This window comes from Pseudonocardia kunmingensis (assembly GCF_006716445.1).
Lineage (GTDB): Bacteria > Actinomycetota > Actinomycetes > Mycobacteriales > Pseudonocardiaceae > Pseudonocardia > Pseudonocardia kunmingensis.
Map to the genome: position 1 here is coordinate 622292 of NZ_VFPA01000004.1, position 18240 is coordinate 640531.

Consider the following 18240-nt stretch of genomic DNA (forward strand, 5'->3'; position numbering starts at 1 on the left):
ACATTAGACGTATGTGTCGATCAACTGCACGCTCTGTTCCATGACCACGCCACTCCTCCGCGTCCACAACTTCGCCATCTCCCTCGACGGCTACGGCACCGGTGAGGGGCAGAGTGCCGACGCGCATTTCGGTCACGCGGGCGACCGGCTGCACAGGTGGATGTTCACCACCCGCTGGTGGCAGGCCGGCGGGAGCGGTGGTGTCGACGACGCCTTCGTGCAGCGGCACGATCCGGGGATCGGCGCCGAGATCATGGGCGCCGGGAAGTGGGGCCACCCCGGATGGCACGAGGACCCGGAGTGGAAGGGCGCGTGGGGTCCCAACCCGCCGTTCCACACGCCGGTCTTCGTCCTCACGCACCACCCGCGCCCGTCCATCGAGATGGAGGGGGGCACGACGTTCCACTTCCTCGACGCGTCGCCCGCCGACGCGCTGGAGGCCGCCCGCGAGGCGGCGGGCGGGCGGGACGTCCGCCTCGGCGGCGGCCCCACCGTGATCCGCGAGTTCCTCGCCGCCGGGCTCGTCGACCACATGCACGTCGCGGTGGTGCCGATCCTGCTCGGCCGGGGAGTGCGGCTCTGGGACGGGCTCGAGGGCCTCGAGGAGGACTACCGGGTCGAGGCGACCTCCGCGCCCAGCGGCGTCACGCACGTGACGTTCACCCGCAAGGGCTGACCGGAGCGCCGCCGGCGAGGAACAGCTAGCCCGGCAGCCAGGCGGCGAGCCGCCGCAGCGCCTCCTCGATGTCCTCGCCCGCTCCCGCGAACGAGAGCCGGACGTACCGGCTCCCGCCGACCGGGTCGAAGTCGACGCCCGGCGCGACGGCCACGCCGGTCTCGGCGAGGAGCCGGTAGGTGAGGTCCATCGAGTCCGCGGTCAGGTGCGACACGTCGGCGTAGACGTAGAAGGCGCCGTCCGCGGGCGCCAGGCGGTCGATGCCCATCCGCGGCAGCCCGTCGAGCAGGAGCGCCCGGTTGGCCGCGTAGCGGGCGACGTGCCCGTCGGCCTCGGCGTAGGCGGAGCCGTCGAAGGCACCCAGCGCCGCGCGCTGCGCCAGAGCGGGCGGGCAGATCGTGAAGTTGCCGGTGAGGCGGTCGGCGGCACGCAGCAGCCGCGGCGGCAGCAGCAGCCAGCCCAGCCGCCACCCCGTCATCGAAAAGTACTTCGAGAACGAGTTGACGACGATCGCCTCGCGGGAGCTGCTCCACGCCGACGAGGTGGCGGGGGACCCGGCGTAGGAGATGCCGTGGTAGATCTCGTCGCTCACCAGCTGCACGCCGGTGCGCTCGCAGTGGGCGGCGATCGCGGCGAGCTCGGCGGGGTCGAGCACGGTGCCGGTGGGGTTGGCCGGGCTCGCGACGATCAGGCCCTGCACGGGCTCGTCGAGCGCCTCGAGCATCGCGACGGTGGGCTGGTAGCGGGTCTGCGGCCCGCACGGCAGGTCGACGACCTCGCAGCCGAGCGCGGTGAGGATGTTGCGGTAGCAGGGGTAGCCGGGGCTGGCCAGCGCCACCCGGTCCCCCGCGTCGAACGCCGCGAGGAACGCCAGCAGGAAACCGCCGGACGACCCCGTGGTGACCACGACCTGCTCCGGCGGCACCTCGAGCCCGTACGTGCGGGCGTAGTGCCCCGCGATGGCGTGGCGCAGCTCGGGGATCCCGAGCGCGACGGTGTAGCCCAGCACATCGTCCTCCAGCGCCACCGCGGCGGCGGCCCGGACGGCCTCGGGCGCGCGTGTGGAGGGCTGGCCCGCGGAGAGGTTGACGAGATCCCCGTGGGTGCGTTGCCGCTCGGCGGCTGCCGCCCAGACGTCCATGACGTGGAACGGCGGGATCGCCGCGCGTGCGGCGACGGCGAGGCTGGAGGGCGAAGCGGGCTGCATCGGCACGACGCGAGCTTATGCGCGACGGCGGCCGCCCCACTCCCGTGAGGCAGCCGCCGGTACGCGGACGTGCGGAGCCGGACGCGTCAGAGGATGCCCGCGACCAGGTCCGTGGCGGAGAAGCGGTCGCTGCCGCCCTCGTCGGAGTCCTTGCCCGAGTCGTCCGAGTCCTCGTCGGAGTCCTCGTCGTCGTCGGAGTCCTTGCTCGAGTCCTCGTCCGAGTCCTTGCCCGAGTCGTCCGACTCCTCGTCGGAGTCCTTGCTCGAACCCTCGTCGGAGTCCTCGTCGGACGAGGAGTCGCGGTCGGAACCGCGGTCCGAGCCGCCGCCCAGCAGACCACCCAGCAGACCGCTCGAACGGCGCTCGTCGCCGGAGTCCTCGTCCGAGTCCTCGTCCGACTCCTCGTCGGAGTTCGAGTCCTCGTCGGACGACGACTCGTCGCGGTCCGAACCCCGGTCCGAGCCGCCGCCCAGCAGACCACCCAGCAGACCGCTCGAACGGCGCTCGTCGCCGGAGTCCTCGTCCGAGTCCTCGTCGGACTCCTCGTCCGAGTCGCGGTCCGAGTCGCGGTCCGAGCCACCGCCCAGCAGGCCGGCGAGCAGACCACCCGAGCGGCGCTCGTCGTCGTCGGAGTCCTCGTCCGAGTCCGAGCCGCGGTCCGAACCGCCACCCAGCAGGCCCGAGAGCAGACCACCCGAGCGGCGCTCGTCGTCGTCGGAGTCCTCGTCCGAGTCCGAGCCGCGGTCCGAACCGCCACCCAGCAGACCCGAGAGCAGACCACCGGAACGGCGCTCGTCGTCGTCGGAGTCCTCGTCGGAGTCGCGGTCCCCTCCGAGGAGGCCGGTCAGCAGGCCGCCGGAGCGGTCGTCGTCCGAGCCGTCGAGGCCCAGCGGCAGGTCGAGCCGAAGGCCCTTGTCGCCGGTGAGGTCGGCGACCGTCCGGACGACGTCCAGGTCGGTGAGGCCGTCGACGTCGAGGTCCTGCAGCGCCGCGGGCAGCTCGTCGAGGTCGAGGTCGTCCAGGTCGAGGTCGCCCAGCGCCTGGCTCACCTCCAGCTCGTCGAGGACCGAGGGCAGCTCGTCCAGCTGGACGTTGTCCAGCGCGGCCGGGAGCTCGTCGAGGTCGAGGTCCTCCAGCGCGGCGGGCAGCTCGTCGAGGTCGAGGTCCTCCAGGACCGACGCGAGGTCGCCCAGCTGGACGTCCTGCAGGTCGACCGGGAGCTCGTCCAGGTCGAGGTCCTCCAGCGAGGCCGGGAGCTCCTCCAGGTCGAGCTCCTCGACGATCGCGGGCAGGATCTTCAGCGCCTCGACGTCGTCGACGTCGGCGGGGAGGTCCAGGTCATCGACGAGGTCGGCGGCATCGTCCTCGGACAGCGCGAGGTCCTCGATCACCGGCAGCGCCGGCAGCTCGCCGACGACGGGCAGCGCGGTGAGCGAGGTGGCGCTCGGCAGCGCCCCGGGCGTGGGCAGCGACGGCAGGTCGCCGACCAGCGGGAGGACGTCGGCGCCCGGCAGCTCCGGAACCGTGTCACCCATCTCGAACAGGTCGAGGCCGACGCCCGTGAACGGCACGCCGTCGGTGGGCAGGCCACCCGGGGTGACGGCGTCGATCGGGAGCTGGTCGACCCCGAGCGCGTCGAGCCCGGGCAGGACGGCCTCGGCCACGGACAACCCGAGATCCGCGCCCGAGTCGTCGTCCGAGACATCCACGTCCGCACCGGCCGCGGCGGCCGGCCCGGCGACGGCGAACATCGCCATCGGCGCTCCAAGGACGCCGATCGCGGCGCGCCCGGCGATCTTCGACGCGCGGCTCGGGGCAGCGTGTCGAGGCCGTGCGTTCTTCGTCATGCGAGTCCTCAAGTTGTGTCGGGGAGCGAACTTGGACCCGGGGTGATCGCGGCGGGGAACCGTCGTGGGGAGCGACGACGGCCGTGATCACTCCAGGTGCGCAGACCCTGGCGTTCCACCCGTTCGGACGCAAGTCGCTGAGAGCGACGGCGGAACACTGCCCCGAAGCACGAACGGGGCAATGAGCTTGCGCTTCACGGCGGGGAGGCTACCTCAAGCGATCACGAATGTCACCTGATCGGGCGACACTGATTTCACGACGGGGCGGGTACGGCAACCGCGCCCTGCGCGGCCCGCAGCGCGATGTCCGTGCGGTGGTGCGATCCCGGGAGGTGCACGCGCTCCAGGCGCCGGTAGGCCTCCTGCCGGGCCTCCACGAGGTCGGCGCCCGTTCCCACCACGGACAGCACCCGGCCACCGGTGGAGACCACCGCACCGTCGTCGCGCCTGCGGGTGCCGGCGTGCAGCACGCCCTCGCCCGCCGCGCCGGCGATCACGTCACCGACGCGCGGCGGCCCGGGGTAGCCCTCGGCCGCCACGACGACGGTCACGGCGGCGCCGTCGGCCCACTGGATGGCGGGCTGGGCCGCGAGCTCACCCGTGGCCGTCGCGTGCAGGAGCGCGGCGAGCGGGCTGCGCAGCAGCGCGAGCACGACCTGCGTCTCCGGGTCGCCGAAGCGGCAGTTGAACTCGATCACGGCGGGCCCCGCGGAGGTCAGCACCAGCCCCGCGTACAGCAGCCCGCTGAACGGCACCTCGCGCCGGACGAGCTCCGCGGCGACCGGTGCCACCACCGTCTGCACCAGCTCGTCGGCCAGGGCCGGCGACGCCCATGGCAGGGGCGCGTAGGCGCCCATACCGCCGGTGTTCGGCCCGGAGTCGTCGTCACCCACGCGCTTGAAGTCCTGCGCCGGCAGGAGCGGGACGACGGTCTCGCCGTCGACGAGGCAGAAGAGCGACACCTCCGGCCCGTCGAGGTAGGACTCGAGCAGGACCGGGTGGCCGCCGTCGAGGAGCGTGCTGGCGTGCGCCCTGGCGACGTCGAGATCGGAGCTGACCACCACGCCCTTGCCGGCCGCGAGGCCGTCGTCCTTCACGACGTAGGGCGGCGCGAAGCGCGCGAGCGCGGCGTCCAGGTGCGCCGGGTTGTCGACGACGAGCGACGTGGCCGTGTTGACACCCGCGGCGGCCATCACGTCCTTCGCGAAGCTCTTCGAGCCCTCGATCCGCGCGGCGGCGGCGCTCGGCCCGAAGCACGCGATGCCCGCGGCCCGGACGGCGTCGGCCGCGCCCGCGACGAGCGGCACCTCGGGTCCGATCACCACGAGGTCGGCGCGCCACTCCAGCGCCAGCGCCGCCACCGCCGCGGGATCGGCGGCATCGAGCCCGCGCTGCTCGGCCACCGCGGCGGTTCCCGCGTTGCCCGGCGCGCAGGCGAGCGCCGTGACCCCGGGGTCCTGCGCCATGGCGAGGACGACGGCGTGCTCTCGAGCACCGGACCCCACGACAAGAACTCGCACGTCACGGGATCGTAGATGCCGCCTCAGGGGACGAGCAGCGCGGTCGTCGCCTCCGGGCGTTCCTCGTGCGGGAAGTGCCCGGTCCCGGGCAGGACGTGCAGGTGGTGCTCGGGGCCCGCCCACCGCACGGATGCGGCCGCGGTCGACGCGAGGAGGCAGGGATCGAGCGCGCCGTGCACCTGCCGCACCGGGACGGACGGCGGCCGGGCGACCGCGGCCGCGAACCGGTGCCCCTCGATCCGGAACTGCGAGCGCACGGCCCACCGGTAGTACTCGAGCGCGCTGTGCACGGTGCCGGTCACCCGGATCGCCCGCCGGTAGTGCGCGACGGCCTCGGCGAAGTCGTCGGACGCGGTCCACCCGGGTCCCGACCAGGAGCGCAGGATCCGCTCCACCCGGGCGCCGCCGTCGCGCCGCAACGACCGCTCCGGCCAGCGCGGGAGCTGGAAGGCGGCGGCGTAGCGCGCCGTGGCCGCACCCTGCCCGAACGGGTCGCGCACGACCGCGGCACGCACGGCCAGCGGGTGCGGCGCGCCGATCGCGGTGAGCGAGAGCACCAACCGGGGGTGCAGCGCGGTCACCGTCCAGGCGATGAGCCCGCCCCAGTCGTGCCCGACGAGGTGGGCGCGCGGCTCCCCGAGCGCGCGGATCAACCCGGCGACGTCACCGGCGAGCGTCCACAGGTCGTAGCCGCGGGGCGGTTTGTCGGAGCCGCCGTAACCGCGCAGGTCGACGGCCACCACCCGGTAGCCGCGTCGGGCGAGCGCCGGGAGCTGGTGGCGCCACGACCACCAGAACTCGGGGAAGCCGTGCAGCAGGACGACGAGCGGCCCGCCGCCGTCGCACTCGGCCACCTGCAGCCGGATCCCGTTGGCGGACACCCCGCGGTGGGTCCACGGACCGGGCAGCCGGAGGGCGGACGCGTCCGTACCCGCCCGCCGCACGGGTGTCAGCGGGCGACGACGCCCTGCCGGGAGCCCAGCTCGGGCGCGGTGCCCTGCCCGTTCTGGTCGTGGCCCCGGTGGGTGAGCACCTGTGCCGACTCCTTGAGCGAGGAGATCGTGCGCTCCGGCTTGCGGATCCGGCGCACGCGCAGGTAGCCGAGCAGGCCGAACAGCGCGGCCACGAGAAGCATGATCCCGAAGACGATGCCGAACGCCGCCGAACGCGGCAGCCAGATGTCGAGCACCTCACCGAGCGCGAGGAACGCGAAGAACAGGCTGAACAGCAGGATCGTCAGCGCGACGACGAAGAAGATGCTGCCCTGCAGGCCCTTCTTCACCTCGGCCGTGACCTCGGCACGGGCCAGCTCGACCTCGGCGCGCACCAGGGTGGAGACGTGCGCGGTGGCCTCGCGGACGAGCCCGCCGATCGACTGCTCCTCCGGACGGGCCGGCTCCGGCGCGAGCGGGATCGACGGCAGGACGGGCGGGACGTCCGCACCGCTGGAGCTGGTCGGGCTGGCCACCGCGGTCCTCCTGCTCAAGATCTCCGGTCGTGATCGCCGCGCCATCCTTCCACGACCGCCCGCTCGATGCCCGTTGGAGGAGCCCCGGCGCGCCGCAGCGGATCGGCACCTCAGCTCGCGGGGGCCGGCCCGCCCTCGGCGTCGCCGTTCTCCCGCGCACGAGCCCGTCCCCGGCGGACCAGCATCGCGGCACCGATCAGCGACGCGGCGGCGGAGGCGACCAGGACGGCGGCCTTCGCGGTCTCGAGCAGGCCGGGGTGCTCGGCCAGCGAGAGCTCGGCGATCAGGAGGCTCACGGTGAATCCGACGCCGCCGAGCATCGACACGGCGGCGAGGTCGCGCCAGCTCAATCCGCGCGGTCGCGACGCCGGCGTGAGCTTGACCACCATCCAGCAGGCCCCGAAGATCCCGATGATCTTGCCGGCGAGCAGTCCCACGATCACGCCGAGCGCCACCGGCTCCGTCACCACCGAGCGCAGCGCCTCCGGTCCGATCGGCACCCCCGCCGCGAACAGGGCGAACACCGGCACGCAGAGCCCTGCCGACCACGGCTGCAACCGGTGCTCCAGCCGCAGCGCGGGCGCGAACTCCTCGTCCGGGTCGGGCCGGACCCGGGTGAGCAGGCCCAGCAGCACCCCGGAGATCGTCGCGTGCACCCCGGCCTCGTGCATCGCGAACCAGGTGAACAGCCCGAGCGGCACGTAGATCCACCAGGCGCGCACGCGCCTGCGCTGCAGCCACCAGTAGAGCGCCGCCGCGAGCGCGACGGCTCCGAGCCACAGCACCTGCACGCCGCTGCTGAACAGCACCGCGATCACGACGATGGCACCGAGGTCGTCGGCGACCGCGAGACCGAGCAGGAACACCCGCGCGGTCACGGGCATCGCCGACCCGGCCAGGGCCAGCACACCGAGCGCGAAGGCGATGTCGGTGGCCACGGGGATCGCCCACGCCTGCCCCGCGCCCGGCGACCCGTAGCTGATCACCAGCGCGAGCAGTGCGGGCACGATCATCCCGCCCAGCGCCGCCGCCACCGGGAGCAGCGCCTGGCTCCGGGTCGAGAGCTCGCCGATCACCAGCTCGCGCTTGAGCTCCAGGCCGACGACGAAGAAGAACAGGGCCAGCAGGCCGTCCGTGGCCCAGTGCGCGAGCGTGAGGTCCAGGTGCAGCGCCGCGGGTCCGACGACGGTGTCCCGCATCGCCTGGTAGAAAGGCGCCCAGGGTGAGTTGGCCCACAGCAGTGCGATCGCCGTGGCCACGACGAGCACCACCCCGCCGACGGTCTCGGTGCGCAGGTAGCGCGCGAACTCGCTGATGGGGGTGGCTGGGCGGCGATCGTGCACGGGCAGCTCCGGGTTCGTGCGGGCACGGCTAAGACGTCGCCGACCAGACTTCCCGGCACACCTGGCGGGAACCCTAACCCGTGATCGGCCGGCAGAACACCACGGCGTTCAGTCCTCGGGACGACCGCGCAGCCGCTTGACGGCACCGCGGCGCGCCTTCGCGTCGAGACGCCTGCGCTTCGACCCCGCCGTGGGCCGGGTCGGGCGGCGCGTCGGCGGGTCCGCCCGCGTCGCCTCGCGGAGGGCGGCGGCGAGCCGCTCGCGCGCCGCCTCCCGGTTGCGCAGCTGGCTGCGCTGCTCGGCGGCGACGACGGTGAGCACACCGTCGACGAGGCGGCCGCCGAGACGGCGCAGCGCGCGCTCCCGCAGCGCCTCGGGCACCGAGGGCGAGCGCTGCAGGTCGAACGAGAGCTCCACCCGGGAGTCGGTGGTGTTCACCCCCTGCCCGCCCGGCCCGGACGCGCGGGAGAACCGCCACCGCAGCTCCCGCCCGGGCAGCACCAGCGCTCGACGCACCGGCAGGTCGCCATCCACCACGACCCCAGGATGCCCCGCCCACTCGCGACCGATCGGCGGCGGGGCGGATTGACCGGATCCTCCCGGGTGAGCAGCTTCACCCTCGCGAGGACCCAGCACTTTGTATGCTGTAAGCAGTCGACCGGAACTCTGCGCCTCCAGAAGAGGCCAGGCCGACCCGCCCGTCCACCCAGGAGCAGCGATGTCAGTGCCCGAGACGCCCACCGAGCCCGGCAGCCGGCGCATCGCCCGGCCCGTCCCGCTGCGTGAGAGCGTCTACACCGCGATCCTGGACATGATCGTCAGCCGCAGCCTGCAGCCGGGCCAGCACCTCGTGGAGAGCGAGCTCGCCGTCATGCTGGGCGTGTCCCGGCAGCCGGTCCGCGAGGCGCTGCAGTGGCTGAAGAACGACGGCTGGGTCGACCTGCGCCCCGGGCTGGGCGCGTTCGTCCACACGCCCACCGTCGAGGAGGCCGACCAGCTGCTCGCGGTACGCAGCCTGCTGGAGACCGAGTCGGCCCGCCTGGCCGCCACGCGCGGCGACGAGGAGGGCGTGGCCCGGCTCCGCGAGCTGTGCGACCGCGGCCACGCGGCGCTGGGGTCCGAGGACGTCGCCACGATGGTGGCGCTCAACGCCGAGCTGCACGCCGCGGTGATGAAGATGTCGGGCAACGACGTGCTCGTCGAGCTCGCCGCCCAGGTCGACCGCCGCGTCCGCTGGTACTACACCCCGGTGGCCCGCCACCGCGGTGAGCAGTCCTGGATCGAGCACGCCGCCCTCATCGACGCGATCGCCGCCGGCGACGCGGAGGAGGCGGCGAAGGTGATGGCGGCGCACACCGAGCACACCCGCCGCTCCTACCTCGAGCAGCGCGACGACGCCGACGAGTCGGCCCCCGCCCTGCGCGGGCGCGTGCACTGACGCGGCGGGCGCGTCGCGCCCGCCCCCCCGACACCGTCGTCGCGCACGTCACGGAACGACCTCTCGTCGACGACGACGCCCGAGGGACACCACACCCCGCACCGCAGCGGGTCCCCGCACGCCCATCCGGCGCCCATCGCTGCGCGCCGCCCGTGTCCGGTCCGCATACCGGAGGCCGGAACGGGAAACCCATCATCACGGAGGTGACAAGAATGCGTACGCTGCGCAACTTCATCAGGTCCCTCGCGGACCTCCCGCGCGGCGCCTCGGCCGACGGTCGCTCGATCGGCCTCGGTCTCGACGCCGCCATGCGGGCCCAGCGGGCCCGCGGCGCCGACGCCGCGCCCGTTGCCGCGCCGCGCCGGACCGGCACCGAGGAGCGCCCCTTCTCGGCGGTCTGACGCACCAGGCGCACGGCCCCCGGGTTCCCTGGAACCCGGGGGCCGTCGCATGCTCAGACCGCGTACCGCGACGACTGCTGCTCCGGGATCCGGGGCAGCGGCAGCGTGCTCGGCAGGCCGGGCCTGCGCAGCGCACCGGTGCCCCACGCCGAGGCCAGTGACACGACGGCCGCACCCGCGAACGTCGCACCCCAGCCCCACGTCGTCACGGCGAGTGCCGCGAGCCCGATCCCGAGCATACCTCCCACGGCCTTGGCGCTGTAGACCAGGCCGTGCACCTCCAGCGCGCTCTGCTCCCCGAAGTACTCGCGGGCGAGGCTGGCGAACAGCGGGTAGAAGCCGCCCCCGCCGATTCCGGCCAGCGCCGCGGCCACGACCAGCGCAGCCGTCGACCCGGTGCCCGCGGACAGCGCGAAGAGCAGCTGCGCCAGTGCCTGCACGACCAGCACGGCGTTGAGCGTGCGGCAGCGACCGAGCCGGTCGGACAGCCCGACCGAGACCGCCCTGCCTGCGCCGTTGATGCCGGCGAACAGGCCTGCCGCGAGGGCCACCGCGCCTGCGGTCGCCGCGACGCCGTCGGCGAAGACCACCAGGAACGCCGCGTTGAACAGCGAGACGGCGCCCGCCCCGAGCAGGATGAGGTACATCACCGGCAGCACCCGCGTGTGCAGCGCCTGCGAGGGTGAGAAGTCGCGGATCGCGGGCGGGTTCTGCCTGCGCCCGGGGTTGGTGGCACTGCCGAGCGCCCATGCCCGCGGGTCGACCTCGGCGGGCCACCACCGCGGTGGCGGGTCGCGGAAGAACAGCCCGGGCCCGGCCACCAGCACGAGCAGCACCACCGCGGCGACGTCGAGCACCGGCGTCAGGTTGGCGGGCCCCAGCCCGATCACCGCGGCGAGGATGAACGGCACCGAGCCGTACGCGAAGGCCCCCGTGACCGTGCTGACGCGCCGGCCCATCCGCTCCGGGTACCACTTCGCGACGGTCGAGGTGCACGCCGCGTAGACCAGGCCCGCGCCCGTGCCGCCGAGCACCGCGTACCCCAGCAGCGCGCCGAGCAGGCTGGTGCTGTGCGCGAGCGCGACCAGCCCGAGCGCGCTGAGAACGGCGCCGGCGAGGATGACCGGGCGGGGCCCGATGCGGTGCCGTTCGCGCAGGTAGGCCGCGGGCAGCCCGACCCCGGCCTGGAACACCGTCCACGCGGCCAGCAGCCAGATCGCCCCGACCAGGCTCCAGCCGTTGCGCTCCATGAGCGCGGGCACGGCCGCCCCGTAGCCGTACTGCAGCACGCCGACCGCCGCCATGGGCGTCCACGCCTGCCACAGGACGCTCGACCTGGGGCGCCCGATGAGCTCTTCCGGGGACTCCCCCACGCGGTAGCTGCGGCCGTGGTTGTCGCGGATCTCCTGGGCGACCGTCTCCGGCTTCGGCATGACCACTCCCTCCATACTGTATGCCGATACTGCGCCGACGTGACCACGGACACAAGGGTCCTGGACAACTTTCTCCATACTGCATACAGTCGACCATCCTCGGAGCCAGCCGGACGGGAGACCGCAGAGTGGACCTCTACGAGCACCAGGCGAGAGACGTGTTCGACGCCCACGGCGTCCCGGTGCCCCGCGGCGCGGTGGCCGACACCGCCGCCGACGCCGCGGACCGGGCACGCGAGCTCGGCACCGCCGTCGTCGTGAAGGCGCAGGTGAAGACCGGTGGGCGGGGCAAGGCGGGCGGGGTCAAGCTCGCCCGCACGCCCGAGGAGGCGCGGGCCACGGCGGACGCGATCCTCGGCATGGACATCAAGGGCCACACCGTGCACCGCGTGCTGGTGACCGAGGCCAGCGACATCGCCGAGGAGTACTACCTCTCGTTCCTGCTGGACCGCGCGAACCGCACGTTCCTGGCGATGTGCTCCGCGGAAGGCGGGGTGGAGATCGAGCAGCTCGCCGTCGAACGCCCCGAGGCGCTGGTCAAGATCCCGATCAACCCGCTCACCGGCGTCGACGCCGCCACGGCCGCGCAGATCGCCGCCGCGCTGCCGGCGCAGGTCACCGAGCGGGCCGCCAAGGTGATCGCCACGCTGTGGGACGCGTTCGTGGCCGAGGACGCCACCCTCGTTGAGGTCAACCCGCTGGTCCGCACGGGCCGCGACGAGATCGTCGCCCTGGACGGCAAGGTCACCCTCGACGACAACGCCGCCTTCCGCCACCCCGGGCACGCGGACCTGGTGGACGAGCGCACCGAGGACCCGCTGGAGGCCAAGGCCAAGGCGAAGGACCTCAACTACGTCAAGCTCGACGGCGAGGTCGGGATCATCGGCAACGGTGCCGGCCTGGTCATGTCGACGCTGGACGTCGTCGCCTACGCCGGGGAGAAGCACGGTGGGGTGAAGCCGGCGAACTTCCTCGACATCGGCGGGGGCGCCTCGGCCGAGGTCATGGCCGCCGGCCTGGACGTCATCCTCGGCGACCCGGGTGTGAAGAGCGTGTTCGTCAACGTCTTCGGCGGCATCACCGCCTGCGACGCGGTGGCCACCGGCATCGTCGAGGCGCTGAAGATCCTGGGCGAGGCGGCCACCAAGCCGCTGGTCGTGCGGCTGGACGGCAACAACGTCGTGGAGGGCCGCCGGATCCTCGACGAGGCCAACCACCCCCTGGTCACCCAGGTGGGAACGATGGACGACGCGGCCGACAAGGCCGCCGAGCTGGCAGCGGCGGGAGCCTGACCATGTCGATCTTCCTCAACGAGAACAGCAAGGTCATCGTCCAGGGCATCACCGGCGGTGAGGGCACCAAGCACAGCACGAAGATGCTGGCGGCCGGCACGAACATCGTCGGTGGCGTGAACGCCCGCAAGGCCGGCACCTCCGTCACGATCGGCGGCAAGGACCTCACGGTGTTCGGCACCGTCGAGGAGGCGATGAAGGAGACCGGCGCGGACGTGTCGGTGGTGTTCGTGCCGCCGCGCTTCGCCAAGGACGCGGTGATCGAGGCGATCGACGCCGAGATCCCGCTGACCGTGGTGATCACCGAGGGGATCCCGGTGCACGACTCGGCGTTCTTCTGGGCGCACGCCTGCGCCAAGGGGAACAAGACCCGGATCATCGGCCCGAACTGCCCCGGCATCATCTCGCCCGGCAAGTCCAACGCGGGGATCATCCCGGCCGACATCGCCGGTGCGGGCCCGATCGGGTTGGTGTCGAAGTCCGGGACGCTGACCTACCAGATGATGTACGAGCTGCGCGAGCACGGTTTCTCCTCCGCGATCGGTATCGGTGGGGACCCGGTGATCGGGACCACGCACATCGACGCCCTGGCCGCGTTCGAGGCCGACCCGGACACCCGGGCGATCGTGATGATCGGTGAGATCGGTGGGGACGCCGAGGAGCGGGCCGCGGACTACATCAAGGCCAACGTCACCAAGCCGGTGGTGGGGTACGTGGCCGGGTTCACCGCTCCGGAGGGCAAGACCATGGGCCACGCCGGGGCGATCGTGTCCGGCTCGGCCGGTACCGCGCAGGCCAAGAAGGACGCCCTGGAGGCGGCCGGGGTGAAGGTCGGCAAGACCCCCAGCGAGACGGCGGCGCTGATGCGCGAGCTCCTCGCCGCGCACCAGGAGATCGGGGTGCCGGCGTGACCGCGGGGCGCCTGCGCTTCGACGTCAACCTGTCCATCCTCTTCACCGAGCTGCCCCTGCTGCAGCGGCCGGCCGCGGCGGCGGCCGCCGGCTTCGACGCCGTCGAGCTGTGGTGGCCCTTCCCGGAACCGGTGCCCGCCGACCGCGAGCTGGACGCGCTGCGCACCGCCCTCACCGACGCCGGCACGCGGCTGGTCGGGCTCAACTTCGACGCCGGCGACATGGCGGCGGGCGAGCGCGGGCTGCTCTCCCGCCCGTCGGGCAGCGCGCGGTTCCGCGCCAACGTCGAGGTCGCCGTGGGGTTCGCCGCGTCGCTGGGCTGCACGACCCTCAACGCGCTGTACGGCAACCGCGACCCCGAGGCCAGCGTGCCCGAGCAGCGCGAGCTCGCCACCGAGAACCTCGTGTTCGCGGCGGCGGCGGCCGAGCGGGTCGGCGCGACCGTGGTCATCGAGGCCCTCAACAGCTTCGAGAGCCCGCGCTACCCGATCACCTCGTCGCAGAAGGCGCTGGACCTCGTCGACTACCTGAAGGTCGTGCACGGCGCGCCGAACGTCGCCTTCCTCGCTGACCTCTACCACCTCGCGCGGATGGGCGAGCCCGTCGAACGGCTGGTGGAGCTGCGCTCCGACCGGTTCGGGCACGTCCAGATCGCCGATCCGCCCGGGCGTGGCCAGCCGGGCACCGGCGAGCTCGACTGGGCGGCCGTGCTCGAGCGGCTCGCGGCGAGCGGCTACGACGGCCACGTCGGGCTCGAGTACAAACCGGTCGGGCCGACCGCGGCCTCCTTCGACTGGCTCCCCCGCCATCTGCGCGCCACCGCGACCGTCGAGGAGTCCGTCTCATGACCACGATCGGCGTCATCGGGTTGGGGATCATGGGCGGGCCGATGGCCGCCAACCTCGTCACCGCCGGCCACACCGTGCTCGGCCACGACACCCAGCAGGCGGCCGCGGAGCGGCTCGTCACCGCGGGCGGCAAGTACGTCGACACGATAGCGGCGGCGACCGACGCCGACGTCGTGATCACGATGCTGCCCGACTCACCGCAGGTGGAGGAGGTCGTCCTCGGTCCCGGCGGGGTGCTGGAGCACGCGCGGCCGGGGCTGCTGCTCGTCGACATGAGCACGATCCGGCCGGACACCTCGATCGCCGTCGCCGCCGCGGCCGCCGCCCGCGGGGTCCGGGCACTCGACGCGCCGGTGAGCGGCGGGGAGAAGGGCGCCGTCGACGGCGTTCTGTCGATCATGGTGGGCGGGGACGCCGAGGCCTTCGAGGCGGCCCGGCCGCTCTTCGAGGTGCTCGGGAAGACGATCGTGCACGTCGGGCCGAGCGGGGCCGGGCAGACGGTGAAGGCCGCCAACCAGCTCGTCGTCGGCGGGATCTACGCGCTGGTGGCCGAGGCGATCGTGCTGCTGGAGGCGTCCGGGGTGGAACCGGGCCCCGGGCTGGACGTGCTCGCGGGCGGGCTCGCCGGCAGCCGGATCCTCGAGCTCAAGCGCGAGTCGATGGTGGCCCGGCAGTTCGCCCCCGGCTTCCGGATCGACCTGCACCACAAGGACATGGGCATCGCGCTCGCCGCAGCCCGCGAGGCGGGTGTCGCGCTGCCGATGACCGGCCTCACCGCCCAGCTGATCGCCGCGGCCCGCGCACAGGGCCACGGCTCGCTCGACCACTCTGCGCTGCTCAAGGTGCTGGAGACCGTCTCGGGAAAGGCAGCCACATGACCCGGATCCCCTGCATGGAAGCCGTCGCGGCGGTGCTCGAGTCCGAAGGCGTCGACACCGTCTTCGGCATCCCGGGCGCCGCGATCCTGCCGCTCTACGCCGCGTTGCAGAAGAGCGGCATCCGCCACCTCACCGTCCGCCACGAGGAGGGCGGCACGCACGCCGCCGACGGCTGGGCCCGCGCCACGGGCAAGGTCGGGGTGTCGATCGGCACCTCCGGTCCCGCCGGCACCAATATGATCACCGGCCTCTACACCGCGCTCGCCGACTCCATCCCGATGATCTGCATCACCGGGCAGGCGCCACGGGCGAAGCTGCACCAGGAGGCGTTCCAGGCCGTCGACATCGTGGAGATCGCCAAGCCGGTCACGAAGTGGGCGGTGCAGCTCAAGGAGCCCGCGCAGGCGCCGTGGGTGTTCCGCGAGGCCTTCCGGATCGCCCGCTCGGGGCGCCCGGGCCCGGTGCTCATCGACCTCCCCGTCGACGTCCAGCGCGGCACCTGCGTCTACGACGCGGCGCTCGACGCGCCATTGCCCGTCGACGTCCCGGCGCCGCGGCCGCAGCCGGTGGCCGAGGCCGTGCGGATGCTGCTGGACGCAGAGCGGCCGATCATCCTCGCCGGGGGCGGCGTGATCGGCGCGGAGGCGTGCGACGAGCTGCGCCAGCTCGCCGAGTACCTGCAGGTCCCCGTGCAGGTCACGTTGATGGGCAAGGGCGCGTTCCCCGAGGACCACCCGCTGTTCGCCGGGATGGCCGGCCTGCAGACCCAGACCCGCTGGGGCAACGCGGCGTTCCTGGAGAGCGACATGGTGCTCGCCGTCGGCGCCCGGTTCGGCGACCGGCACACCGGCGACCTGGAGACCTACCGGCAGGGCCGCAGGTTCGTGCACGTCGACATCGAGCCCACCCAGATCGGCAAGGTGTTCGAGCCGGACCTGGGCATCGTCGGGCACGCGAAGCCGACGCTCGCGGCGCTCGTCGAACACGCCAGGGGCGCCTCCCCACACCACGCGCCCGGCCGCTGGGTCGAGCGGATCGCGCACCTGCGCGGCACGCTGCTGCGCCGCGACGACTTCGAGGACGTGCCGATCAAGCCGCCGCGCGTCTACCGGGAGCTCAACCAGGCCTTCGGCCCGGACACGACGTTCGTCACCGCGATCGGGCTCTACCAGATCTGGTCCGGCCAGTTCCAGCAGACGTTCCGGCCCCGCCACTACATGGTGTGCGGGCAGGCCGGCCCGCTCGGCTGGGAGGTGCCCGCCGCCATCGGCGTCAAGTGCGCGTTCCCGGACAAGCAGGTGGTGGCCGTCGTCGGCGACTACTCCTTCCAGTTCCTCATGGAGGAGATCGCCGTCGCCGCGCAGTACCAGATCCCGTTCGTCATCGTCATGGTGAACAACGAGTACCTGGGCCTGATCCGGCAGGCCGAGCTCGGCTACGACATGAACTACGCGGTCGACCTGCACTACGGCGAGGGCGGCATCGACCACGTGAAGCTCATGGAGGCCTTCGGCTGCCCGGCCCGGCGGGTCGAGCAGCCCGGAGACATCGCCGACGCCCTCGCCTGGGCGTCGCTGGAGTCCGAGGCCCAGCAGCTGCCGGTGCTCGTCGAGGTGATGGTGGAGCGCGAGGCCAACGCGGCGATGGGCCCGTCGCTCAACGCCATCAACGAGTTCGAGCCGGCCCCGGACCTGGTCCCCCTGGCCGACTGAGCGCGAGTATCGGTTGTCCATGGCTGTCGCCACGGCCATGGACAACCGATACCGCGGATCACCTGCGACCACGGCCGAACGGCCCGTTCATCCGACTCTGTCGGACGAACGGGCCGTTCGTGTGGGTCGTCAGTTCCTCAGGAGGCCGCGGCCACCTGCTGGTTGAGCAGGTCCGCCACCGCCGTGATGGCGCGGAGCGTGGGGACCTCGGCGCCGGTGAGGTCGGCCAGCTCCACCACGGCGGTCAGGAGCACGTCGAGCTCCATGGGTCGGCCGCGCTCCAGGTCCTGCAGGGTGGAGGTCTTGTGCTCGCCGGTGCGCTCGGCGCCGGCGAGCCGCTTCTCCACCGAGATCTCGGGCCGGCAGCCGAGGCGGTGGGCGACCTCGAGCGTCTCCTCCATCATCTGGGCCACGAGCGCGCGCGTGCCCGCGTGGCGGCAGATGCCGGCCATCGTCGCGCGCGTGAGCGCGCTGAGCGGGTTGAACGCGATGTTGCCCATCAGCTTGATCCAGATGTCGCAGCGCAGGTCGGGCTCGACGGGGCACTTGAGGCCGCCGGCCACCATCGCGTCCGCGAACTCGGTGCAGCGGGAGGAGACGGTCATGTCCGGCTCGCCGATCGAGAAGCGGGTGCCCTCCAGGTGCCGCACGACGCCGGGCGCCTCGATCTCGGTGGCCGCGTAGACGACGCAGCCGACGGCCCGGTCCAGCGGTAGCGCGCGCGTGACGGCCCCACCGGGGTCGACGCTCTCGATGCGGTGCCCCTCGTACGGGCCTGCGAGCCGGTGGAAGTACCACCACGGGATGCCGTTCTGGGCGGCGATGATCGTGGTGCGCTCGTGCAGGAGCGGGGCGACCATCGGGCCGGCCGCGGCGTAGGCGTTGGCCTTGAACCCCAGGAAGACGTGGTCGACCGGGCCGATCTGCGCGGGATCGTCGGTCGCGTTCGGACGGGCGGCGAAGTCTCCGCGCGGGCTGCGCACCCGCACCCCGTGTTCGCGCAGCGCCTGCAGGTGCGGCCCACGGGCGACGAGGTGCACCTCCGCACCCGCCCGCGCCAGGCTCGCGCCCACGTAAGCGCCGATCGCTCCCGCCCCCAGCACAGCAACCTTCACGTCGGGCTCCCGTCCTCGGTTTGTGCATCCTGTATGCAGTATGGAAGCACGTGCTTGCCCGGAAGTCACCTCTGGACAACGGCCGGGGCGTGGAGTACCAAGACAGCCATACCGTATGCAGTATGGACAGGCCGTCGGGTTCCGCAGGCGG

Annotated in this window: 17 protein-coding genes; 8 read left to right on the forward strand and 9 right to left on the reverse strand. The window is 73.1% G+C overall.

Translation table 11 applies throughout. From position 1 onward, the window contains the following. Positions 1-40 precede the first annotated feature (40 nt). Complete coding sequence (locus tag FB558_RS32780) at positions 41-676, forward strand: dihydrofolate reductase family protein (protein WP_142060223.1); 636 nt, start codon at positions 41-43, stop codon at positions 674-676. Positions 677-701: 25 nt separating this feature from the next. Here the strand turns inward: FB558_RS32780 and FB558_RS32785 are convergent, their stop codons facing one another. The 7 genes from FB558_RS32785 to arfB form a co-directional block, all read right to left on the reverse strand. Continuing rightward, positions 702-1883, reverse strand: coding sequence for a pyridoxal phosphate-dependent aminotransferase (locus tag FB558_RS32785; protein WP_142060225.1), 1182 nt, complete (start codon positions 1881-1883; stop codon positions 702-704). 86 nt (positions 1884-1969) lie between these two features. After that, positions 1970-3730, reverse strand: a complete 1761-nt coding sequence (locus FB558_RS45345) for a hypothetical protein (protein ID WP_142060227.1) — start codon at positions 3728-3730, stop codon at positions 1970-1972. Between the two features lie 254 nt (positions 3731-3984). Beyond that, on the reverse strand, positions 3985-5250 hold the full coding sequence (gene purD / locus FB558_RS32795) for a phosphoribosylamine--glycine ligase (protein ID WP_142060229.1): 1266 nt from the start codon (positions 5248-5250) through the stop codon (positions 3985-3987). 23 nt (positions 5251-5273) lie between these two features. Then, the gene (locus FB558_RS32800) at positions 5274-6131 is read right to left on the reverse strand and encodes an alpha/beta fold hydrolase (RefSeq protein WP_246106923.1); all 858 of its coding nucleotides are present in this window, start codon (positions 6129-6131) and stop codon (positions 5274-5276) included. A 68-nt stretch (positions 6132-6199) separates the two neighbouring features. Then, complete coding sequence (locus FB558_RS32805) at positions 6200-6718, reverse strand: phage holin family protein (RefSeq protein ID WP_246106924.1); 519 nt, start codon at positions 6716-6718, stop codon at positions 6200-6202. 110 nt (positions 6719-6828) lie between these two features. Then, the gene (gene nhaA / locus FB558_RS32810) at positions 6829-8061 is read right to left on the reverse strand and encodes a Na+/H+ antiporter NhaA (protein WP_246106925.1); all 1233 of its coding nucleotides are present in this window, start codon (positions 8059-8061) and stop codon (positions 6829-6831) included. A gap of 108 nt (positions 8062-8169) precedes the next feature. Next, complete coding sequence (arfB, locus tag FB558_RS32815; RefSeq protein WP_425468122.1) at positions 8170-8595, reverse strand: alternative ribosome rescue aminoacyl-tRNA hydrolase ArfB; 426 nt, start codon at positions 8593-8595, stop codon at positions 8170-8172. Between the two features lie 184 nt (positions 8596-8779). Here arfB and FB558_RS32820 point away from each other — a divergent pair, with 184 nt between their 5' ends. Further along, positions 8780-9499 (forward strand): GntR family transcriptional regulator, encoded by a 720-nt coding sequence (locus FB558_RS32820; RefSeq protein WP_142060237.1) that lies wholly within the window; start codon positions 8780-8782, stop codon positions 9497-9499. 203 nt (positions 9500-9702) lie between these two features. Beyond that, on the forward strand, positions 9703-9900 hold the full coding sequence (locus FB558_RS43530) for a hypothetical protein (RefSeq protein WP_170231631.1): 198 nt from the start codon (positions 9703-9705) through the stop codon (positions 9898-9900). Positions 9901-9953: 53 nt separating this feature from the next. On the opposite strand, the gene FB558_RS32830 is transcribed toward FB558_RS43530, so the two are convergent. Next, positions 9954-11333, reverse strand: a complete 1380-nt coding sequence (locus tag FB558_RS32830) for an MFS transporter (RefSeq protein ID WP_170231632.1) — start codon at positions 11331-11333, stop codon at positions 9954-9956. Positions 11334-11461: 128 nt separating this feature from the next. On the opposite strand from FB558_RS32830, the gene sucC reads away from it, so the two are divergent. From sucC to gcl, 5 genes are read left to right on the forward strand one after another with little or no spacing between them, the layout of a single operon-like run. Then, a complete protein-coding gene (gene sucC / locus FB558_RS32835; protein WP_142060243.1) occupies positions 11462-12625 on the forward strand; it encodes an ADP-forming succinate--CoA ligase subunit beta in 1164 nt (387 codons plus the stop codon). A 2-nt stretch (positions 12626-12627) separates the two neighbouring features. Further along, positions 12628-13536, forward strand: coding sequence for a succinate--CoA ligase subunit alpha (sucD, locus tag FB558_RS32840; protein WP_142060245.1), 909 nt, complete (start codon positions 12628-12630; stop codon positions 13534-13536). Next, positions 13533-14384 carry a hydroxypyruvate isomerase family protein gene (locus FB558_RS32845; protein WP_142060247.1) on the forward strand — a complete coding sequence of 284 codons (852 nt, stop codon included), beginning with the start codon at positions 13533-13535 and terminating at the stop codon, positions 14382-14384. Before sucD ends, FB558_RS32845 begins: the two co-directional genes overlap by 4 nt. Beyond that, positions 14381-15262, forward strand: coding sequence for a 2-hydroxy-3-oxopropionate reductase (locus tag FB558_RS32850; RefSeq protein ID WP_142060249.1), 882 nt, complete (start codon positions 14381-14383; stop codon positions 15260-15262). Before FB558_RS32845 ends, FB558_RS32850 begins: the two co-directional genes overlap by 4 nt. A gap of 14 nt (positions 15263-15276) precedes the next feature. Further along, a complete protein-coding gene (gcl, locus tag FB558_RS32855) occupies positions 15277-16974 on the forward strand; it encodes a glyoxylate carboligase (RefSeq protein WP_425468123.1) in 1698 nt (565 codons plus the stop codon). A 137-nt stretch (positions 16975-17111) separates the two neighbouring features. Here the strand turns inward: gcl and FB558_RS32860 are convergent, their stop codons facing one another. Next, positions 17112-18089, reverse strand: a complete 978-nt coding sequence (locus FB558_RS32860; protein ID WP_142060254.1) for a 2-dehydropantoate 2-reductase — start codon at positions 18087-18089, stop codon at positions 17112-17114. Positions 18090-18240: the final 151 nt, after the last annotated feature.